This is a genomic window from Thermotoga sp. Mc24 (assembly GCF_000784835.1).
Lineage (GTDB): Bacteria > Thermotogota > Thermotogae > Thermotogales > Thermotogaceae > Thermotoga.
In genome coordinates, this window is record NZ_JSFH01000007.1 from 154,462 (window position 1) to 173,069 (window position 18,608).

Annotated in this window: 24 protein-coding genes and 2 tRNA genes; 16 read left to right on the top strand and 10 right to left on the bottom strand. The window is 45.4% G+C overall.

Going from position 1 to position 18,608, the window contains the following annotated elements; genetic code table 11:
• Window positions 1-5 precede the first annotated feature (5 nt).
• From MC24_RS03175 to MC24_RS03185, 3 genes are read right to left on the bottom strand one after another with little or no spacing between them, the layout of a single operon-like run.
• Window positions 6-1,181, bottom strand: a complete 1,176-nt coding sequence (locus MC24_RS03175; RefSeq protein ID WP_038052402.1) for a class I SAM-dependent rRNA methyltransferase — start codon at window positions 1,179-1,181, stop codon at window positions 6-8.
• Complete coding sequence (locus MC24_RS03180) at window positions 1,182-1,904, bottom strand: prepilin peptidase (protein ID WP_038052405.1); 723 nt, start codon at window positions 1,902-1,904, stop codon at window positions 1,182-1,184.
• Window positions 1,889-2,962, bottom strand: a complete 1,074-nt coding sequence (locus MC24_RS03185) for a tetratricopeptide repeat protein (RefSeq protein ID WP_038052408.1) — start codon at window positions 2,960-2,962, stop codon at window positions 1,889-1,891. The genes MC24_RS03180 and MC24_RS03185 overlap by 16 nt, the downstream gene beginning before the upstream one ends.
• A gap of 107 nt (window positions 2,963-3,069) precedes the next feature.
• Between MC24_RS03185 and thiI the strand changes: the two genes are divergently transcribed.
• Genes thiI through MC24_RS03230 form a run of 9 tightly spaced genes read left to right on the top strand, consistent with a single transcriptional unit; the run spans window position 3,070 to window position 10,478 of the window.
• Complete coding sequence (gene thiI / locus MC24_RS03190) at window positions 3,070-4,227, top strand: tRNA uracil 4-sulfurtransferase ThiI (RefSeq protein WP_038052411.1); 1,158 nt, start codon at window positions 3,070-3,072, stop codon at window positions 4,225-4,227.
• Window positions 4,224-4,967: a lysophospholipid acyltransferase family protein gene (locus MC24_RS03195; protein WP_038052414.1), complete on the top strand. Its 744-nt coding sequence runs from the start codon at window positions 4,224-4,226 to the stop codon at window positions 4,965-4,967. The genes thiI and MC24_RS03195 overlap by 4 nt, the downstream gene beginning before the upstream one ends.
• Window positions 4,964-6,118, top strand: coding sequence for a cysteine desulfurase family protein (locus MC24_RS03200; RefSeq protein ID WP_038052416.1), 1,155 nt, complete (start codon window positions 4,964-4,966; stop codon window positions 6,116-6,118). The genes MC24_RS03195 and MC24_RS03200 overlap by 4 nt, the downstream gene beginning before the upstream one ends.
• Before the next feature lie 33 nt (window positions 6,119-6,151).
• The gene (locus tag MC24_RS03205; RefSeq protein ID WP_038052419.1) at window positions 6,152-7,030 is read left to right on the top strand and encodes a YicC/YloC family endoribonuclease; all 879 of its coding nucleotides are present in this window, start codon (window positions 6,152-6,154) and stop codon (window positions 7,028-7,030) included.
• 12 nt (window positions 7,031-7,042) lie between these two features.
• A complete protein-coding gene (locus MC24_RS03210) occupies window positions 7,043-7,321 on the top strand; it encodes a DUF370 domain-containing protein (RefSeq protein ID WP_004082206.1) in 279 nt (92 codons plus the stop codon).
• Window positions 7,322-7,332: 11 nt separating this feature from the next.
• Window positions 7,333-7,956: a guanylate kinase gene (gmk, locus tag MC24_RS03215; RefSeq protein WP_038052422.1), complete on the top strand. Its 624-nt coding sequence runs from the start codon at window positions 7,333-7,335 to the stop codon at window positions 7,954-7,956.
• Window positions 7,941-8,180 carry a DNA-directed RNA polymerase subunit omega gene (locus tag MC24_RS03220; protein WP_038052424.1) on the top strand — a complete coding sequence of 80 codons (240 nt, stop codon included), beginning with the start codon at window positions 7,941-7,943 and terminating at the stop codon, window positions 8,178-8,180. The genes gmk and MC24_RS03220 overlap by 16 nt, the downstream gene beginning before the upstream one ends.
• A 2-nt stretch (window positions 8,181-8,182) precedes the next feature.
• Window positions 8,183-9,367, top strand: coding sequence for a bifunctional phosphopantothenoylcysteine decarboxylase/phosphopantothenate--cysteine ligase CoaBC (coaBC, locus tag MC24_RS03225; RefSeq protein WP_038052434.1), 1,185 nt, complete (start codon window positions 8,183-8,185; stop codon window positions 9,365-9,367).
• Window positions 9,330-10,478: a L,D-transpeptidase family protein gene (locus tag MC24_RS03230; protein WP_038052436.1), complete on the top strand. Its 1,149-nt coding sequence runs from the start codon at window positions 9,330-9,332 to the stop codon at window positions 10,476-10,478. The genes coaBC and MC24_RS03230 overlap by 38 nt, the downstream gene beginning before the upstream one ends.
• Before the next feature lie 31 nt (window positions 10,479-10,509).
• Here the strand turns inward: MC24_RS03230 and MC24_RS03235 are convergent, their stop codons facing one another.
• The 3 genes from MC24_RS03235 to MC24_RS03245 all read right to left on the bottom strand — a co-directional run bounded on the left by MC24_RS03235 (window position 10,510) and on the right by MC24_RS03245 (window position 11,456).
• Window positions 10,510-10,884 (bottom strand): S1 RNA-binding domain-containing protein, encoded by a 375-nt coding sequence (locus MC24_RS03235; RefSeq protein WP_038052439.1) that lies wholly within the window; start codon window positions 10,882-10,884, stop codon window positions 10,510-10,512.
• Window positions 10,885-10,917: 33 nt separating this feature from the next.
• The gene (rpmE, locus tag MC24_RS03240) at window positions 10,918-11,133 is read right to left on the bottom strand and encodes a 50S ribosomal protein L31 (protein ID WP_038052442.1); all 216 of its coding nucleotides are present in this window, start codon (window positions 11,131-11,133) and stop codon (window positions 10,918-10,920) included.
• A gap of 122 nt (window positions 11,134-11,255) precedes the next feature.
• Window positions 11,256-11,456 (bottom strand): cold shock domain-containing protein, encoded by a 201-nt coding sequence (locus MC24_RS03245; protein ID WP_038052445.1) that lies wholly within the window; start codon window positions 11,454-11,456, stop codon window positions 11,256-11,258.
• Between the two features lie 101 nt (window positions 11,457-11,557).
• Here MC24_RS03245 and MC24_RS03250 point away from each other — a divergent pair, with 101 nt between their 5' ends.
• The 4 genes from MC24_RS03250 (at window position 11,558) to MC24_RS09790 (ending at window position 14,083) form a co-directional block, all read left to right on the top strand.
• Window positions 11,558-13,255: an HD domain-containing phosphohydrolase gene (locus tag MC24_RS03250; RefSeq protein ID WP_038052448.1), complete on the top strand. Its 1,698-nt coding sequence runs from the start codon at window positions 11,558-11,560 to the stop codon at window positions 13,253-13,255.
• 74 nt (window positions 13,256-13,329) lie between these two features.
• Complete coding sequence (locus MC24_RS03255; RefSeq protein ID WP_038052452.1) at window positions 13,330-13,539, top strand: DUF5320 family protein; 210 nt, start codon at window positions 13,330-13,332, stop codon at window positions 13,537-13,539.
• A 5-nt stretch (window positions 13,540-13,544) separates the two neighbouring features.
• Window positions 13,545-13,748, top strand: a complete 204-nt coding sequence (locus tag MC24_RS03260; RefSeq protein WP_081953059.1) for a DUF5320 domain-containing protein — start codon at window positions 13,545-13,547, stop codon at window positions 13,746-13,748.
• A 203-nt stretch (window positions 13,749-13,951) separates the two neighbouring features.
• On the top strand, window positions 13,952-14,083 hold the full coding sequence (locus MC24_RS09790) for a hypothetical protein (RefSeq protein WP_235280288.1): 132 nt from the start codon (window positions 13,952-13,954) through the stop codon (window positions 14,081-14,083).
• Between the two features lie 176 nt (window positions 14,084-14,259).
• Here the strand turns inward: MC24_RS09790 and MC24_RS03270 are convergent, their stop codons facing one another.
• From MC24_RS03270 to MC24_RS03280, 3 genes are read right to left on the bottom strand one after another with little or no spacing between them, the layout of a single operon-like run.
• Window positions 14,260-15,456, bottom strand: a complete 1,197-nt coding sequence (locus MC24_RS03270) for an HD-GYP domain-containing protein (protein WP_038052469.1) — start codon at window positions 15,454-15,456, stop codon at window positions 14,260-14,262.
• Window positions 15,457-15,477: 21 nt separating this feature from the next.
• Window positions 15,478-15,984 carry a DUF996 domain-containing protein gene (locus tag MC24_RS03275; protein WP_038052472.1) on the bottom strand — a complete coding sequence of 169 codons (507 nt, stop codon included), beginning with the start codon at window positions 15,982-15,984 and terminating at the stop codon, window positions 15,478-15,480.
• A 4-nt stretch (window positions 15,985-15,988) separates the two neighbouring features.
• A complete protein-coding gene (locus MC24_RS03280; RefSeq protein ID WP_038052474.1) occupies window positions 15,989-16,702 on the bottom strand; it encodes a YdcF family protein in 714 nt (237 codons plus the stop codon).
• A gap of 62 nt (window positions 16,703-16,764) precedes the next feature.
• On the opposite strand from MC24_RS03280, the gene MC24_RS03285 reads away from it, so the two are divergent.
• Window positions 16,765-17,922, top strand: coding sequence for a hypothetical protein (locus tag MC24_RS03285; protein ID WP_038052476.1), 1,158 nt, complete (start codon window positions 16,765-16,767; stop codon window positions 17,920-17,922).
• Window positions 17,909-18,169 (top strand): FlhB-like flagellar biosynthesis protein, encoded by a 261-nt coding sequence (locus tag MC24_RS03290; protein ID WP_038052478.1) that lies wholly within the window; start codon window positions 17,909-17,911, stop codon window positions 18,167-18,169. Before MC24_RS03285 ends, MC24_RS03290 begins: the two co-directional genes overlap by 14 nt.
• 31 nt (window positions 18,170-18,200) lie before the next feature.
• Here the strand turns inward: MC24_RS03290 and MC24_RS03295 are convergent.
• Window positions 18,201-18,277, bottom strand: a tRNA-Pro gene (locus tag MC24_RS03295).
• Between the two features lie 165 nt (window positions 18,278-18,442).
• Between MC24_RS03295 and MC24_RS03300 the strand changes: the two genes are divergently transcribed.
• Window positions 18,443-18,517 (top strand) — tRNA-Glu (locus MC24_RS03300).
• Window positions 18,518-18,608 lie beyond the last annotated feature (91 nt).

The following is an 18,608-nucleotide window of genomic DNA, read 5'->3' on the forward strand; positions in this document are numbered from 1 at the left end:
ACCCATCACCTCTTGTCAACCTGAAGGATATAGAACTTCAGATACTGCGTTTCAGGAACGTTCATGAGAACGGGATGATCTGGAGGTTGTCCTCCTCTTCTCAAAACGGTCAAACTCGTTTTCGTATCAAAGGATGCATCCAGAAGGATTTCTCTGAACAACTCTTCAGAAACTATCTGAGTACAGGAGGAAGTCGCGAGAACACCTGGTTTTTTCAGTATCCTCATCGCTCTCAGGTTTATCTCCTTGTATCCTCTCTTCGCACTTTCCAGATTGCTCGAACTCTTCGCGAAAGAGGGAGGGTCGAGGACCACGAGATCGTACTTTCGTCCTTCTCTGTCGAAACTTTTAAGAATATCGAAAGCGTTCCCCGGAAGCAGATCGTACCTGCCGCTGTCAAAACCGTTCAGTTTCAGAATCTCTCTGGCAACTTCGAGAGCCCTCTCCGAATAGTCAACGAGGGTAACGTGTTTCGCTCCTCCTTTGAGGAGATGCACCGCGAAGTTTCCAGTGTAAGAAAACGCGTCCAGACAGACTTTCTCTTCGGCCAGATCCATCACCATTTTGGCATTTTCCCTCTGGTCCAAGAAGAAACCCGTTTTCTGCCCTCTGGTATCAGCAAGGAATTTGAGGCCGTTCATCTCGAACTCTATCAGTTCAGGACCTTCACCATAGATCCATCCCGATCGATTTTCAAGTCCTTCTTTCTCCCTGAAAGTGCCCTCGGATTTCTCGTATATTCCCTTCGGTTCGAATATCTCGATGAGACTATCCAAGATCCACTCTTTCATCTTCTCCATTCCCAGAGTCGTTATTTGAAAAACCAGATAATCTCCAAAGAGATCGACTATGAGACCCGGCAGAAAGTCTCCCTCGCTGTGCACGACTCGGAAGGCCGTTGTTTCTTTCACAAGCTTTCTCTTTCTCTTCAAAGCGCTCTCTATCCTGTCCTTTATGAAGTTTCGATCGATGACCTCGTTGTTCCAGGCAAGGATTCTCACCCTGATCTTTGAATTGTCGTTTATGTAACCCTTTCCGAAGAAAGAACCATCTGGTCTGAAAACATCCACAACACTTCCGTTTTCATACTCCCCTTCAACTTTTAGAATCTCGTTGTAGAAAATCCATAGGTGACCACCTGAGATTCTTCGATTTATACTCTTCAGAAACACTTTTGCCAACTACAACCACCCCATTCCGTACGATATGAGAAAGAGAATGTATCCTCCAAGGGCGAGGAAAGGTCCGAACGGTATACGCGTTTTTATATCCATTTTACCTTTTCCTTTGATGAGTGCATAGAGTATCCCAGAAATTGAAGCAATCAAGATGGCAAAAATGGAAGGAACTGGTGAGAGGAGGAAGCCTATTCCCATCGCAAGAATCACATCACCTGTTCCCAGGCCGTCTCTGTACATTACTTTCAAAACCAAAAATATGGTTGTCACAATGAGAAAAGAGATCAAATGTTCCAGAAAGGAGGTTCTCAAGGCCACCACAAAGGAAAAGATCAGAACGGTAAAGTTCAGGTAATCCGGAATCAGGAACGTTTCAAAGTCTATGAGTGATATCGCGATGAGGGCAGAAACGATCACACACGAAGATACGAACAGCAGGGGATCTTTTATGAGGGCGCGATTTATCAGAAACAAAACCCCTGTTGAGAACTCCACGACAGGGTATCTGATCGGGATTTTCCATCCACAATACCGGCATTTCCCTTTCAGCAGAATGTAGCTGACAACGGGAATGTTGTCGTACCACTCTATTTTCCTCTTACAGCTGGGACAGAATGAATGAGGAGGATCCCATAATTTGAGATCCTCCTTCGTGGATCTGTATATGACAACGTTCAAAAAGCTTCCGACTGTGATGCCTATCACGAACGTCAGGAGATTCCACAAGCCTGTTTTTCCTCCTCTGTGAGAAGTTCGTCCAGTACCTCTTTTTTTCCATAATAATACCAGAAATTGTTCTGCCCAATATCCTCAAGGATTTCTCTGGCTTTATCGATCTGACCGAGTTTCACGTAGGGAACCACGAGGAGCAACCGTGCCAGAGTGTTCAAAGGAGAAGATTCCACGATCTTTTCGAGCTCTTCAGCAACTTCTTTGTATTTTCCGTGTTTCAGCATCACGCGAGCCCATGGTTCTACTTCTGTGGGATACTTGGGTTTACAGTTCATGATCTTTTCTTCCATTTCTTTTGCCTTTTCTTCGTTGCCTAGATCTCTATAAAGCTGAGAAAGCTGGTAGAGGGCAGGTATGTTGTCTGGATCTATTTTCAAAAGACGTTCCAGTGTTTTTGCGGCGAGATCTTTGCGGTTTATCTCATGGTACGCTTCTGTGATCATGAAATATGTGATCTTGTCGTTTGGGTTGTATTCCAGTTCTCTTTCCCAGTAATGAATTGCTTTTTCATAATCACCCAAGTTATAATGGGCTTCCCCAAGGGAGGCGTACGCCTGTACCAGCCAGGGATCTATCTCCACGGCTTTATCGAGGTATTTTATTCCCTCTTCTATCTTGCCTTGCTCGACTAGAAGAGAACCTTTCAGTTCATAGGCTGGAGCGTAGTTTTCATCTATGTCGAGCATGAACTTTATGATATCGTGTGCTGTATCGTAAAAGTTACGATCAGCGTATTCCAGTGCAAGATCGTACAGACCTTTGAGAGAAACATTTTTAAAATCTTTTGGGCTTATGTTCTCTTCCCTGAGCCATTCCTGAAATTCGGGAAAGATGAGAGGTTCATAAACGGTCTCATCGAGATGAACTACTTTCTCCAGTATTTCACAGGTTTGTACTTCTTTCATTATGTTCTCTTTTTTCTTCATGTCTTCTTTTAAGGGTTCCCAGTCTCCTTCGTAAAGGAGATCTCTGAGGGCCACAACGAAAGGCGTCGAAGTGGTGATCTCCAGCTTTTCTCCAGATAAAACGAGCGTTATTATGTGTTCCGCCATCAGCCATCCCTCCTGAAACTTGCGGTTCATATTCATTTTACATCATGAAACAGAAAACGGCAAATTTTGTGTTTCTTCTGCTAAAATCTTATCCGGAGGTGGAAAAGTTGAGAGTTTACATAGTGAGATACTCTGAGATAGGTCTCAAAGGAAAAAACAGAAAAGATTTTGAAGAGATTCTCAGAAGAAACATCGAGAGGGTCACCGGAATGAAGGTGAAGAGACAGTGGGGAAGGTTTCTCATTCCGATAGATGAGAACGTAACACTCGACGATAAGCTGAAAAAAATCTTTGGGATTCAAAATTTCAGCAAAGGATTCTTAGTGAGTCACGATTTCGAGGAAGTGAAGAAATATTCACTCATTGCGGTGAAAGAAAAGCTGGAAAAAAGAAATTACAGAACTTTCAAGGTACAGGCCAAGAAAGCCTACAAGGAGTACGAAAAAGGCGTGTACGAAATAAACAGCGAACTCGGTGCTTTGATACTCAAGAACTTCAAGGAACTTTCCGTTGATGTACACAATCCGGATTTTGTTCTCGGGGTGGAAGTGAGACCAGAAGGGGTTCTGATTTTCACGGACAGGGTGGAGTGCTACGGTGGACTCCCTGTGGGAACGGGAGGAAAAGCGGTCCTTCTTCTCTCTGGAGGGATAGACAGCCCGGTGGCAGGCTGGTACGCTCTGAAAAGAGGAGTTCTAATAGAGTCTGTCACGTTTGTGTCTCCTCCGTTCACATCGGAGGGGGCCGTGGAAAAAGTGAGAGATATATTGAGAGTTCTCAGAGAGTTCAGTGGAGGTCATCCCTTGAGATTGCACATCGTGAATCTCACAAAGTTGCAGCTTGAGATCAAAAAGAAGGTACCTGATAAATACTCGTTGATCATGTACAGAAGGTCCATGTTCAGGATAGCGGAAAAAATAGCAGAAGAAACCGACGCTATTGCTTTTTACACGGGAGAGAACATAGGTCAGGTTGCGAGCCAGACACTGGAAAACCTCTGGTCCATAGAGAGCGTGACCACAAGACCCGTGATAAGGCCTCTTTCTGGTTTTGACAAAACAGAAATCGTCGAAAAGGCGAAGGAAATTGGGACCTACGAGATCTCTATAAAGCCTTACCAGGACAGTTGTGTTTTCTTTGCTCCGAAAAATCCTGCAACGAGATCCCATCCCTCGATCCTCGAGAAGCTGGAACATCAGATTCCTGATCTACCTGCTCTCGAAGAAGAAGCGTTCATCTCCAGAAAAGTCGAGGTGATAGAGTGAGAAAAATCAAAGATCTTCTGCTGACACTGTACTTCTACTTCATAGCCACCGTATACATTGTTTTTTACGGAGGATACGTGCTTTTCAGATCATTTTTAATGAGAGATCGTGAAAAAGCCAGAAAGTACGTTTTGAAGGAGATAGAAAAATTCGGCAAAAGAGCCTTCACTTGGCTTTTTTCTGATGTGATAGTTGAAGGCAGAGAAAACATTCCAAAGGACAAGAATTTCGTGGTGGCTGCGAATCATCAGAGTCTCATGGACATCCCGTTGATTCTCGGCTTCGTTGCCACAGGCGCATTCATAGCGAAGGAAGAACTGAGAAAAATTCCAGGGGTGAACTGGTACATAAGATATCTGAACGGTGTGTTTCTTGACAGGAAAAATCCGAGAAGAGCGGTGAGAGCTCTCAGGGAAGCTATTGAAAAGCTCAAAAGTGGTGTTACCTTCATCGTCTTTCCGGAGGGAACAAGATCACCGGACGGAAGGGTTCTTCCTTTCAAAAAGGACAGCCTCATGATCGCTATGAAAACCGGTGTTCCAGTTCTTCCCGTTTCCATCTGGGGAACTTATCTGCTGATTCCAAAAGGAAGATGGACGTTCACCCCCGGAAAAGTCTTTCTCAAGATACACGAGCCGATCGATCCGAAAAAATTTTCGAGCGAGGAAGAACTCAGAAAATACGTGGAAGAGGTTGTGAAAAGGGGTGTTGAAGAGTTAGAAACGAGGTGGTCGAAATGAAGGTTTATTTTGACAACAACGCGACGACGAGGGTGGACGATCGGGTTCTCGAAGAGATGATCGTTTTCTACCGCGAAAAGTATGGAAATCCCAATTCCGCACACGGCATGGGTATAGAAGTCAATTTGCACATGGAAAAAGCAAGAGAAAAGGTGGCGAAAATACTCGGTGTCTCACCCTCAGAAATATTCTTCACCTCCTGTGCGACGGAGTCGATAAACTGGGTCCTCAAAACAGTCGCTGAGACATTTGAGAAAAGAAAAAGAACCATCATCACCACTCCCGTAGAACACAAAGCGGTTCTTGAAACAGTGAAATATCTCTCGATGAAGGGTTTCAAGGTGAAGTACGTTCCCGTTGACTCCAGGGGTGTTGTGAAACTGGAAGAACTGGAAAAGCTCGTAGATGAGGATACGTTCCTCGTCAGTATCATGGCTGCGAACAACGAGGTGGGTACCATCCAGCCTGTTGAAGATGTGGTCAGGATAGTGAAAAAAAAGAACAGAGAAATTCTTGTTCATGTCGATGCCGTTCAGACGATTGGGAAGATCCCGTTCTCCCTCGAGAGACTGGGAGTGGACTACGCGAGTTTCAGCGCGCACAAATTTCACGGACCGAAAGGCGTTGGAATAACATACGTCAGGAGGGGAGTTCCCATCAGACCCCTCATACACGGTGGGGGGCAGGAAAGAGGGCTCAGATCTGGAACGCAGAATGTGCCGGGAATCGTCGGGGCAGCCCGTGCCATGGAAATCGCCGTTGAAGAGCTGAGCGAAGCAGCAAAACACATGGAGAAACTCAGAAGCAAACTCGTATCTGGTTTGAAGAGCTTGGGAGCCCAAATCATAACTCCTCTGGAGGTATCCCTTCCCAACACACTCTCCGTTTCTTTTCCGAACATCAGAGGGTCCACTCTTCAGAACCTTCTCTCCGGGTATGGTATTTATGTTTCAACGTCATCAGCCTGTACCAGCAAAGATGAAAGATTGAGCCATGTTCTGGATGCGATGGGAATCGATAGACAAATTGCCCAAGGGGCCATCAGAATCAGCCTCTGCAAATACAACACGGAGGAAGAAGTGAATTATTTCCTCGAGAAAATCGAAGAAATTCTCGGTTTTCTGGATTTAACTGAAAATAATCGCCGATAATGGTATAATTTCAACCAGAAGGGGGAATATCTGGTGATAAGAAGCATGACCGGCTTCAGCAGAGTCGAGAAGGTGTCTGGTCCCTATCACTTCAGAGTCGAAGTGAAGTCTTTGAATTCGAAAGGTCTGAACATCATAAACCAGTTGCCTGGGTACCTTTCAATGAAAGAAATAGATTTGAACAATCTCGTGCAGGAGTACGTGAACAGGGGAAAAGTTCAAATCCGAATTCAGGTGAAGTTCCTGGAACCTCCCAAGGTTCTCGAAATAGACAAAAACGTTGTCAGGGCGTATTATTCGATGCTCGATGAGATAGTTGGGGAACTTTCTCTTCCTGAACCCGTGAAACTCTCGGACCTTCTGAATTTCAGAGAGGTCTTTCGGATAGAACTTTCAGACGAAGAGATAGAGAGCATCTGGAACCATCTGATTCCCATTCTCAGAGAGGCCTTTGAAAAACTTGTCGAGGAAAGAAAGAAAGAGGGTCAAAAGATAGGCGTGGACCTGAAGAGGATCCTGGAAGACCTTTCATCCCGAGTTGAAGAAATAGAAAAAATCTCTGATCAGCTTCCCGCACTTTACCGCGAAAAGATAAAGGAGGAAGTAGAAAAGATCCTTCCACAGGATGTCTCTGTGAAAGAAGACATTCTGGAGAATCATGTGGCTTTCATGGCTACCAAAGCCGATATAAGAGAAGAGATCACCCGGCTCAGAAGTCACATAAAAAGAGCTCTCGAGCTGATAGAAAGCGACGATTCGGTCGGGATGAACCTGGATTTTCTCGGTCAGGAGATGTTGAGGGAGTTGAACACAATCCTTTCCAAGTCCATTTCCGGTGAGATAACCAGCCTTGCTCTCGAGGGGAAGGTACTGGTTTCTCAGTTCAGGGAACAGATTCAGAACGTTGAGTGAGGGGGAGAAAGAATGTACGGTCTGATCAACATCGGTTTTGGAAATGTGGTGGCGGGTGACCGTGTGATCGCCATCGTGAATCCCGAGTCCTCTCCTTTGAAGAGAATGAAAGATGAGGCGAAGCTTGAGGGGAAGCTCATCGATGCCACATATGGAAGAAAAACAAGATCGATCATCATCACGGACAGTAACCATATCATTCTGAGTGCCATCCAGCCGGAAACGATCGCTCAGAGATTCATGGAGAACTTCTACGAAATAGAAAGAGTGTTGCGAGAAACGAAAAAATAGGAGTGTGGTTGATGAAAGGAGAGCTTTTCGTCATCTGTGGTCCTTCCGGTGCGGGAAAAACCAGTATAATCAAAGAGGTTCTCAAAAGGCTGGACAACGTGGTCTTTTCCGTTTCCTGCACGACGAGGCCGAAGCGACCGTACGAGGAAGACGGTAAGGATTACTTCTTCATCACAGAAGAAGAGTTTTTGAAGCGTGTTGAAAGAGGAGAGTTTCTCGAGTGGGCTCGTGTCCACGGTCATCTCTACGGGACTCTTCGCTCTTTTGTGGAATCCCATATTAACGAAGGAAAAGATGTTGTACTCGACATAGACGTTCAGGGGGCACTTTCGGTGAAAAAGAAATACTCAGGTGCGGTGTTCATCTATGTGGCTCCTCCATCCTATGCAGATCTGAGGGAACGTATACTCAAAAGAGGAACAGAAAAGGAAGCGGACGTGCTTGTAAGGCTCGAAAACGCCAAGTGGGAACTCATGTTCATGGATGAGTTCGATTATATCGTGATAAACGAAAGGCTCGAAGATGCTGTGGAAGTGGTTGTGTCGATTGTGAGAACCGAGAGGGCAAAAGTCATCAGAAATCAGGACAGGATAGAACAGTTCAAGATGGAGGTGAAAGGATGGAAAAGATGGTGAAGTTCAATCTCAGGTACGATGAACTGTTGAAGAAGATACCATACAAGTACGCTATACCTGTTGTTGTGGCAAAGCGTGCAGAAGCGATCAGAGAATACGCCAGACCGTTCGTAATTACAGATGACGAAAATCCTGTCAGTATCGCCTTTATGGAACTCAGCATGAACTACATCAGGATTAAAAACGAAGAGATATTGAAAGCACTCATTCCGAAGGTGAAGTGAGGATGAGAATAGTACTCGGTGTCAGTAGCGGCATAGCGATATACAAGGCTGTGGATTTGGCAAGCAAGTTGAGAAAAGAAGGGCATGAACTTCACGTAGTGATGACGCCGGACGCCACCAGAATGATTTCTCCGGTGTTGTTTTCCGCTGTTGGAAACTGTTCTGTGTATTATGACTGGATGGATGTCAATGATGGATGGATCCCGCACACTGAGCTTTCCAGAACAGCGGACGTGCTCGTTGTTGCCCCCGCGACTGCGAACACCATTTCAAAGATTGCAAACGGAATAGCGGACAACCTCCTCACGCTCGTCGCTCTCGCTTTTGATAAAGACGCGAAGATTCTTGTTCCCACGATGAATTACCGTATGTACAACAACAGACTGCTCCAAGAGAATCTTGAGAAGCTAAGAAGAAACGGCTGGTTCATTGTGGAACCCGAAGAAGGGCATCTCGCATGTGGTGAAGTTGGAAAGGGAAGGTATCCGGAAAACGAAAAGATAGTCGAAGCGATACACCTTTTGACTTTTCCAAAGAAACTTGCCGGAAAGAGAGTTCTTATCACCGCGGGACCAACAAGAGAGCGCATAGACGCTGTGAGGTTCATCACCAACGCGAGTTCCGGAAAGATGGGATACGCACTGGCAACGGTCGCAAAGAGGATGGGAGCCAGTGTTTCTCTTGTATCCGGACCAACATCTTTGAAACCACCTTATTATGTGGATGAGTTTGTGAAGGTGGAAAGCGCTGAAGAGATGTACGAAGAGGTGATGAAAAGATTCGAAGATACAGATATCGTGATAATGAACGCCGCTGTGGGAGATTACAGACCGAAGAGAGTTTTTGAGGGAAAGCTGAAGAAAACAGAGGGCGAGCTCGTTCTCCATCTTGAGAGAACAAAAGATATTCTCAGGGAACTCGGACAGAGAAAATCACACCAGATTCTTGTAGGTTTCGCAGCTGAGGTCGAAAATTTCGAAGAGAACGCTATGAAGAAATTGAAAGAGAAAAACCTGGATTTGCTCGTTCTGAACGATGCCCGAAAGGCGTTCTCTTCCGACAGAGTGGAGGTCTATATATACGACAGGGACGGTTTCAGCAAAAGGATTGATGAAGATGACAAGATTCGTGTGGCTTGCGGTATTCTTGATGTTGTTTCAGATCTTGCTGGCAGATCACCTTCTTGAACTGAAAAGCGTTTCTGAAGATCGTGTGACTCTCTCTGTGAAAAAACTCTACGAAGGAGAAATAACGACTTTTCTTCTTTACTCCCCAGCGGGATTCGTGTTCCCCGAAAAAGTGAAAAACAGCGATTACACCTTCAAGGTGGATTTTGAAGGTCCCTTCTTTCCGATTGTCGAAGGCGTGAATTCCTTCGGGAGGAGAATGCACCGTGTATTACCTCAGGTTTTAATGGTACCTCTGGAGAAACCCGAAATAAGAGTGATCTCGGACATAAAAAACGATGAAGTTCTGGTGTACGTGTTCGTTCAGTCTCCAGAAAATGTGATACCTGTTTCGTTGAACTTGGAGGGGAAGGGATTCAAATTTTTCAATCTGGAAGGGAAGTGGATCTGCGTTTTCAGTTCCTTTCTTGAAGATGGTGTGCATGAACTGGAAATTACTTTCAAAGGTCCCTACGGTTACACCTTCAACATGAAGAAAGAAATCTACGTCATAAGACGCGTAGCGGTACCCATGAGAGGGGAGGACGGAGCATTCAACTACACTGTGTTCGCTGAGCACGTTGTGAAGAGAGGAGAAACACTCTGGAGCATTGCCAATCAATACGGTGTAAGAGTAGGAGACATTGTTCTGATAAATCACCTGGAAGATCCAGACAGGATAGTGGCTGGTCAGGTTTTGAAGATCGGAAGAATCTATTTCCGGGAAAATCCAGTCACGATAGTTGTTAATCTGTTTTCGTCTAAGCTCGCCCTTTACTACGATGGGGTACTGCTCAAAGTTTATCCCGTGGCCCTCGGAAGGAGCGATACCACCCCTCCAGGACGTTACTGGATTCTCAGAAAAGAGATAGATCCCGCCCTTTATTGGTTTGGAGAGTACATATCTCCCAGAACGCCTCTCAACGGACTCGGAACGAGGTATATGCAGTTATCGGATCCCACGTACGCGATACACGGCACCTCGAAACCGTGGGAAATAGGAAAAAGGATCTCACACGGTTGTATCAGGATGTTCAACAGAGATGTGGAAGAAATCGACGCCTTTGCTGGTGTTGGAACGGAGGTTGTGGTGGTAAAAGAAGATAAAGAATTTCCCGAAAGGATCTATTAAAAAAATGAAAGCGGGGGTCATCCCCGCTTTTTTACCATGCACTTCTTCTGCCTTTTTTCTCGAGTCTCTTCTTGTATTCGGAAAGCTTTTGACTGCTTTCTTTCAAGAATCTGGATAGTTTCTTCTCGAAATCCACATTCTTCTTCTCTTCAGATTTCTCACTTGTCTTCGGTGTTTCTTCTTCAAGATCTTTCAGGGAAAGTTCCCAGCCACCGTTTCTGGCTCTTCCTATCACCCTCGCGGATATCTCCTGTCCCTCGTGGAGATAATCTTCGATTCTTTTCACATAGTTTTTGGAGATCTTGGAAATGTGAATGAATCCTCTTTCCCCCCCTTCGATATCCACGAAGGCTCCGTATTTCACGATCTTAGAAACCTTTCCCTTCACAAGTTCACCAACTTTCACAAAAAACCCTCCTCACAAAAGTGATATTGCCTCTCAATAGTTGTCTCCGTACTTCCTCTTGAACTTCTCCACTCTACCCTCCGTGTCCACTATAAGAACGCCTCCTTTTCCACCGGAGGTGTAGAATGGATGACAATTAGAACACACATCGATTCTTATATTGTCAACCGTCGTGTAAAAAGTATGCTCAGCACCACACGCACACTTAACAGTTACGAGCTTCATCTCTGGATGTATTCCCTTTTTCACCGTGTCCTCACCTCTCCATGAATATTATTACGTCTCACATGCCAAATGGTACCATATGTGAGACCAAAAATCAAGTGGAGAAAGAAAATTTAAGCCCCCGGACCGGGGGCTGATTCGTCTCCTCACTGAACTACTTTCACGTGCGCTGCCTGTGGACCTTTCTTACCTTCCTGAATCTCGAACTCGACAACCTGACCTTCCTTCAGAGTTTTGAAACCTTCCATTTCGATGGCTGACCAGTGTACGAACACGTCGCCTCCTCCGTCCTTTGTGATGAATCCGTAGCCCTTCTTGGCGTCGAACCACTTAACCCTTCCTCTCATAACACATGCCTCCTTAACAAAAGATGGTACTGCTCAATCATAACACTTCGTAGATGGATATGTCAAGGTGTAGTAAAATAAGAACGTTGAGAGGTGATGATGTGGCGCCGAGAAAATTGAGTGATATCATAAGAAGCCTGGTTTACAAGAAAAATCTGATCTTCGTTCTTTTTCTATCACTCGTGATAGCTGTACTTGTTTTTATAGTAACCTATTATATTGACAAGAGGAACTGGTACGAGAAACTCGACCTCATCTCGAGCGAGTGGGAAAGAACCATCAATCATTATCAGGACGTCCTCGATTTCTTCGCCGACCACAGAGAGGATTTTGAAAATCCTGGGACGATCCTCGAGGTTTTAAAGCTGATTCGTGAACATTTCGAGGATTACATAGCTTATCCCATCTTTGCCACTCCGGATGGCACTTACTACATCTATCCTCTTTACACGTTTCCTCCTGATTACGATCCGAGAAAAAGACCCTGGTACAAAGCTGCTGTCGAAAACCCAGACTCTGCTGTGGTTACTCCTCCCTTCACCCACAGGATTCTTGGAGTAGTCACTTTCGCTATTTCGAGAGCAATATTTGATGAACATGGAAATCTACTTGGGGTTCTTGGAATCGATATCGTTCCGGAGAAAGTGATGAAAGATCTTCTGCAACCAGGTATGTACGTTCTCTCGGAGGATGGAACGATCCTTCTTCAAAACGGCGAGATCCATGTGAAACTCGATCCCGAAGACTTTGAAACAAGAGATTACGGTGCGAAGATAAACGCGTCTGGTGTTGCATTTTTCAGAAAAACAGGGTCCACAATCTTTGTGATCCAGGTACCGCTTCTTGCTTTTCTAAGGAATTCTCTCTTTCACTTAGGCTACGTGATCGGACTGGCTTTTGCTGTTTCTTTCCCGATCGTTCGAAGAGTATCCAAGTTGATCGACAAAGAACTCAGAGTTCCCCTCGAGGTGCTCTCAAAAGCTTCAAAAGAGTACCTGCGTTCCAGGATCTTCGACTTAGGGGATACATCTTCGAACATTCTGGAGATCAACCAGCTCATCGATGAAGTCTCCGATATGATCACCATCATTGAATCCCAGAGAGAAGAGCTCGAAGCATCCTACGAGGAGCTCGAAGCGTCTTATTCTGAGCTTCAAAAAATGACATGGGAGATAGAGGAGAAAAGCCGAGCTATCGAAGAAGCGTACGAATTTTTCACCTACAAACTGGTGGATATCGTGGAAGGTTTCGACGAGCCGACGGGGAACCACGTCAGAAGAGTTCAAGAACTGTCGAAGTTCTTCGCTGAAGAGATGGGCCTCGATGAGGATCTTGTTCACAAAATATATCTGTACGCTCCACTCCACGACATTGGAAAGATAAAGGTCCCCAAGGAGATTTTGAACAAAAAAGGAAAGCTCACAGCAGAAGAATGGGAAATCATGAAAAAACACACCATCTGGGGTGGAGAGTTGCTCTCCGGCAGAAAAGAACTGGAAGTTGCAAGAAACATAGCCCTCTACCACCATGAAAATTACGACGGAACAGACTATCCGTTCGGCTTGAAAGGCGACGAGATTCCCATAGAAGCACAGATCGTCAAGATAGTCGATGTTTACGATGCCCTGCGCTCAGAAAGGCCCTACAAAAAAGCCTTGTCCCACGAAGAGTCTGTCAGGGTGATCCTCGAGGGAGATGGAAGAACATCACCGTCCGATTTTCATCCCAAGCTGATTGAGATTTTCAGAGAAAAACACAAAAAGATCAAAGAAATCTGGGAAAAAACTTACAGTGAATAATTGATGTTGAAGTCGAGAACAACTTGACTTTTTCTCATATATATATGTAAAATACATATATAGGAGGTGAGAATATGTGGTGGAGCAGAGGATACGGATGGAGAAGAGGCTGGAGGAGAGGATTCGGTTTTGGAGGAGGACCGTGGTGGGCTTACTACGACTATCCTCCAGTGCCGCCTTCTCCTGAAGAGGAAAAAGAAATGCTTCTGGATTACAAAAAATACCTGGAGGAAGAGCTCAGATACGTTGAAGAGAGGTTGAGAGAGCTTGAAAACAGGAGGTGAGCGATATGCCAAGGCTCGACAGAACGGGTCCGCTGGGACTTGAGCCGATGACAGGCAGAGGTCTTGGATGGTGCAGGTTCGGTGGTAGCTGGGCGAAACCCCGGGAATGGTGGAGAGGTTTTGGTTGTGGATGGAGAAGAGGCTGGCTATTTGGAGTGGGCCTTGCCTGGAGACATAGAAGAGGATGGGGATGGAGAGGCTGGTGGTAATATGAAGGGGGTATCAACCCCCTTCAGTTTTTGAACGGAGGGAGAAAGATGCGAATACACGTTCTCTGTGATGATTCATCTCGAAATGGATTTGAAAGCGAACACGGTTTTTCTGTGCTTGTGGATTCCGTTTTTTTCGATACAGGGAAATCCAATGTGTTTTTCAAAAACGCTCGAAAGCTGGGAATTGAACGCCGGAGGATGTGGTCATCAGTCATGGTCACTACGATCACGCAGGGGGCTTTCGTATCTTTCAGGAAAGAGAGTGTAGCTCAGACTGGATCCGAAGTATTCCGGAGAAAGATACGCAGGAGCCGATTGGGATGAAATACTGAGAAAGAACGCGGTGAAGCTCGTGATCGAAGGAATCACCGACTTCTGAGATCTTCCGATGATGAGATAGAGAAAATCGTGAGGGTCTTCAACGAGCTCGGAGTTGAAACTGTGGTTCCCTGTCACTGCACGGGTGAAAGAGCAGTTTACATCTTCAAAAGAAAATTTCTCGGGAAAATCATGGATTGCTGTGCAGGTTTGAAATTTGAGGTTTCAAACTGACGAACTCCGGGAGATGTTTTTCAAGGATTTCCACGACTTCCTGATCAAGAGGCATTTTCTTCATGAGAGCTAAGGCTTCTTCTGAATTCATGGCTTTTCTGTAGGGCCTGTCGCTGGTAAGAGCGTCGAACACATCCGCCACCGCTAAAATCCTGGCAAGGAATGGTATCTCTCCATCTTTCAAACCGAAAGGATATCCAGAACCATCCATTCTTTCGTGATGGTACAAAACCACAGGGATAGCGAAGAACAGTTCCGGATATTCCCTCAATATGTCTGCACCAACGATGGGGTGTTTTTTGATTTCCTCGAATTCTTCATCTGTGAGCTTTCCGGGTTTGTTCAAGATGTGTTCTGGCACAGCGATCTTTCCTATGTCATGGAGTCGGCCTGCTATCCCAAGCTCTTTAAGTTCTTCCTTGTTAAGTCCCAATTTCTTTCCTAAGAGAACAGCGATTCTCGAGGTGTATTCCGAATGAAGAGCTGTATAGTGATCTTTCTTATCTATAATTTTGATCAGCCTTTCGAGTCCTTCTGTTTCATAGTGAAACTTCAAAACAGACCTCACAAAAATGGAATGAATGATGAGCATGATTGCGATCCCTCCAAGTGAACTCCAGAAAGAAACTGCAAACCATTTGTTGCCGGGCTTACTCTTGTACTCTAAGCCCCAGAACGTCTTCTTTCCTCCCTTTCGAAATTCCACAGAAGCACCGATTGAGTTCAAAATACCAGCTACGTCCCATTCTACATACGCTGTTCTGTCAGCTATCATTTCTTCTCCCATGCTGTCGTATATTTTGAACAGTGCCCAGAGTCTTTCTCCATCCGATTCTACTCGGTAGTATTCTTCTTCGAAACCCGGAGATTGATTCAGGATCTTTATTTCCTTGATGTATGGATCTAAAGACTTTATTTCCTCAAAGGCTTCTTCGATGAATTCTTCATCGCTTTTTTCTATCGCTTCTTTCAGTTCTGTCCACTGAAAGTATCCACTAGATATGAGATCTACAGACCGCTGAACGATGGTTTTGAAAACTTCGAGTTGGTAGTCTTCCAGTTTCTTCTGGTAGTGGATCTGAACAGAAGCCACTCCAAGGAAAATGAGCATTGCGACGACTAAGAAAATCCATTTGTAACGTTTCAGATACAAAAATCATCCCCCCGAGTTTTTTCAAGCCGTTTCTTCGGATGGATTTGAGAAAAAGCCAACTATCGTGAGAATATCACCCACGAACATGAGTATGAAACCCACACCGAAAACAACAAGAAGGATCGCTCCCCATTTGTAGAAAGACGCGGCGGTGTTGAAGACTGATATTTTCAAACTTTCGGCGAGCATCCTGTAAGCTTTCACCTTGTAAACGAGGGCTATTATTCCGAGGACAATGATGGTTATGAAGCTGACTAAGGTCACACCACCAGCGAACAGACCGCCCGCGAAGAGTGAAGCGACGAGCGAAACAGAGAAGATCACAGAAACGATCAACAGCAAAACAGCGGGTATCAAGAGGTAGTTGAAGATTCTTCTTTCCCCCACCTGCTGTGAGATGTTGTAGATGCCGATGAGAAACAGTATGAGCCCCACAAGGGAAAAGATCCAACCTACCACCGGTACCGCACCAAACAGTTCGAATATCATCCCTACCCCCGCTAACGTTTTTGCAGTTGAAAGGTTCATCGTATCACCTCCACTTGAAATTGTACCAGACAAGCCCGATCCACTCGTAGATGGCTCGTGAATTCAGATAGAAAGAGGTGGCATTCGGAAGAAAATCTATGAACTCCGGATCTCCAAAGTAGAATCCAGCGGGGTACGGTGTCACACTCTGGAAAAATCTCTTAAAAGTGAAAACAGCCCTTCTCATGTGGATCGAATCGGTTACCAGAATGATGGGTACATCTCCTATTTTTTCCCTTGTGAAAAGGGCGTTTTCGTACGTGTTTCTCGATCTGTCTTCGACGGTGATCTTTTCCTCTGGAATACCCAGCGAAACAAGGTAGTCTTTCATTATCAGCGCTTCTGGTTTCAGCCCAGTTAAGCTACCACCGGTTACGAGTATGGGTAGTTTTGTTTTATGATAGATCTGAACACCCGTCATGAGCCTTCTCAGAGTGGCATCACTGAGGGTGTCACCTGCTTTCGTGTTTCTCTCCACACCGCCGCCGAGAACAACGATCACGGCATCGTCTGGAAGTGTCACGGGAACATCGAGGTTTTTCTCAAGGGGCCAGAGAAAGAGAAACTCTCCCACGTAACTGCTGAAAAGATACACGATCGCTGCCAAAACCAAGAGGAACCATCTCGCCTTTTTGAAAAAGAAACTCCCCACGATCAGCAGGAGTATGAAAAGACCTGGTGTTACCAGAAACGCTCCGATGACCTTTTGAAGGAACATTCTTTCACCTCCACGTTTATGATTTTAAACAATTGTCGATAATCATAGAGGGAGGATGAAAAATGAACGTCTGGAAGGTTCTGGGAAGGTACAACAACGTGCTCGTCCTCTCGAAGAAAAACAGCATCCTCATACTTGAAATAAACGGAAAGGCACCGAAGCCGGGAGATAGTGTGAGGGTCTGGAACAACAGAGTTGTGACCGGAAGGGAGCTCAAAGCGAAGCTCCTGGCACATTTCGATGAGGAGCTCTCTCTCAAAGTTTTTAAAGTGCCAGGCCTTCTGGAATTCTTGCACGACATTTCCCACGGGTTCGATAAGAAGTACGTTCACTTCGTGAAGTTGTTTGTAAAGCATCTCGTTCCATCTCGTTTCCTCAGGATGAACGATGAGGAAAAGAAGATCATAATGAAGTCTTTCCCTGAGGTTTTCGAGTCGGGACCTTCTAACGTTCGAATCAGGTTTTCTGTTAAGAACTTCTTCGAGTATGTTCGAAAGAACTTTCCAATCAATGGAAAGATAGACGAAGAGGCTCTCAGAAGAGTCGTCACTTTGAAAAGCCCCATCCTTTCCACCGAAGAGTACGATGTCTATCAAATGAAAGAATCACTTTCTAAGGGATTCTTAGGGAAAAACTACATGGCAGTGCCCCTCTCTGGAAAGCATTTGATTGTTGTTTTCAGAAGAGGAAACTTTCCGTTTGTTGAATTCGGAGTCAAAGAGTATCCGGATCTGACATTCTTCGAGGATTTTGCGAACGACAAAGTTGTGGTTGAGAAAAAAGAAAATGGGTGGACCCTCATCTGGAGAGACAGAGAAGTGATGGAGTTTGAACTTCCGGATAAGGAACTCTTCCCAAGACCTGAAAAACTGGTGGATAACGATCTTTCAGATGCCATTTTTCTTCTGAACAATCTTCTAGAAAAAAACGTCAGGTTCGCTTCGATGCCTTCTTTCGGTATTCAGGAGATGTGGTGGGAGAAGGACAACAACAGGGTGATTCTTGTTGTTAACACCGTGCGGTTCGGCAGGGTCGTTGCCGACGTAATTTTGGAGGGCAGATCCCTTTCGGTGAGATTCTACGTTGAAAAAAACACCGAAGAATTGTCCGACCACAGCGAAGAGCTTCAGAAAGAATTCGAAAGACTGGGATTGGTCGCGCATGTCTTCTTTTTGAGAAAGGATCCAATGAACTGGGAGGGATTCAATGCGTACGGATGAGATAAAGAAAGCGGTGGCTTTGAGATACGATCCCGTCAGAACGAGTGCGCCTGAGGTAGTGGCAAAGGGTGTGGGTGAAGTTGCAGAAAGGATAATCGAAATGGCCAAAAAGTATGGCATACCAATAGAAGAAAGACCGGATATCATAGACGATCTTTTGAGACTGGATCTTTTCTCAGAGATTCCCGAAGAGATGTATCTTGTGATTGCTGAGATATACGCCTTTCTGAAAAGATACGACAAATGAAAAGAGGTCCCCAGAGGTGGGGACCTCTGTGTGGTCGGGGCGACTGGACTTGAACCAGCGACCTCTTGCGCCCCATGCAAGCGCGCTAGCCACCTGCGCCACGCCCCGCCGTCTTTATATTTTATCACAGGATATGAAGATTTCAACTATGGATTTTCAGTCCGGAGATCGGGATTCGGTCCTCTGTGGAGTTGTCAGATGTGTTGGTATCTGGGAAAATTTAACTCTCCCACTTGATTTTCTTTCCGATATGGTTTAAAATTACCCTTGGATGGCCCCATAGGATAACGGCCAGTCCGCCGGATTCTCAGTCCGGAGGTCGGGGTTCGATTCCCCGTGGGGCTGCCAGGCAATATCCTCAGAACAGCCCGGTCGAAATGGCCGGGCTTTTTGTTTTTTATAAGTAGTATTCAAGAATAATTGTGTGGAGTACGAGGCA

Bases quoted from the DNA above. Each gene is read 5' to 3' on its own strand.
- MC24_RS03185 (WP_038052408.1), bottom strand. From the start codon at position 2,962: ATGGCGGAACACATAATAACGCTCGTTTTATCTGGAGAAAAGCTGGAG.
- MC24_RS03200 (WP_038052416.1), top strand. From the start codon at position 4,964: ATGAAGGTTTATTTTGACAACAACGCGACGACGAGGGTGGACGATCGG.
- MC24_RS03210 (WP_004082206.1), top strand. From the start codon at position 7,043: ATGTACGGTCTGATCAACATCGGTTTTGGAAATGTGGTGGCGGGTGAC.
- gmk (WP_038052422.1), top strand. From the start codon at position 7,333: ATGAAAGGAGAGCTTTTCGTCATCTGTGGTCCTTCCGGTGCGGGAAAA.
- MC24_RS03220 (WP_038052424.1), top strand. From the start codon at position 7,941: ATGGAAAAGATGGTGAAGTTCAATCTCAGGTACGATGAACTGTTGAAG.
- coaBC (WP_038052434.1), top strand. From the start codon at position 8,183: ATGAGAATAGTACTCGGTGTCAGTAGCGGCATAGCGATATACAAGGCT.
- MC24_RS03230 (WP_038052436.1), top strand. From the start codon at position 9,330: ATGTTGTTTCAGATCTTGCTGGCAGATCACCTTCTTGAACTGAAAAGC.
- MC24_RS03245 (WP_038052445.1), bottom strand. From the start codon at position 11,456: ATGAGAGGAAGGGTTAAGTGGTTCGACGCCAAGAAGGGCTACGGATTC.
- MC24_RS03255 (WP_038052452.1), top strand. From the start codon at position 13,330: ATGTGGTGGAGCAGAGGATACGGATGGAGAAGAGGCTGGAGGAGAGGA.
- MC24_RS03260 (WP_081953059.1), top strand. From the start codon at position 13,545: ATGCCAAGGCTCGACAGAACGGGTCCGCTGGGACTTGAGCCGATGACA.
- MC24_RS03275 (WP_038052472.1), bottom strand. From the start codon at position 15,984: ATGAACCTTTCAACTGCAAAAACGTTAGCGGGGGTAGGGATGATATTC.
- MC24_RS03280 (WP_038052474.1), bottom strand. From the start codon at position 16,702: ATGTTCCTTCAAAAGGTCATCGGAGCGTTTCTGGTAACACCAGGTCTT.
- MC24_RS03285 (WP_038052476.1), top strand. From the start codon at position 16,765: ATGAACGTCTGGAAGGTTCTGGGAAGGTACAACAACGTGCTCGTCCTC.
- MC24_RS03290 (WP_038052478.1), top strand. From the start codon at position 17,909: ATGCGTACGGATGAGATAAAGAAAGCGGTGGCTTTGAGATACGATCCC.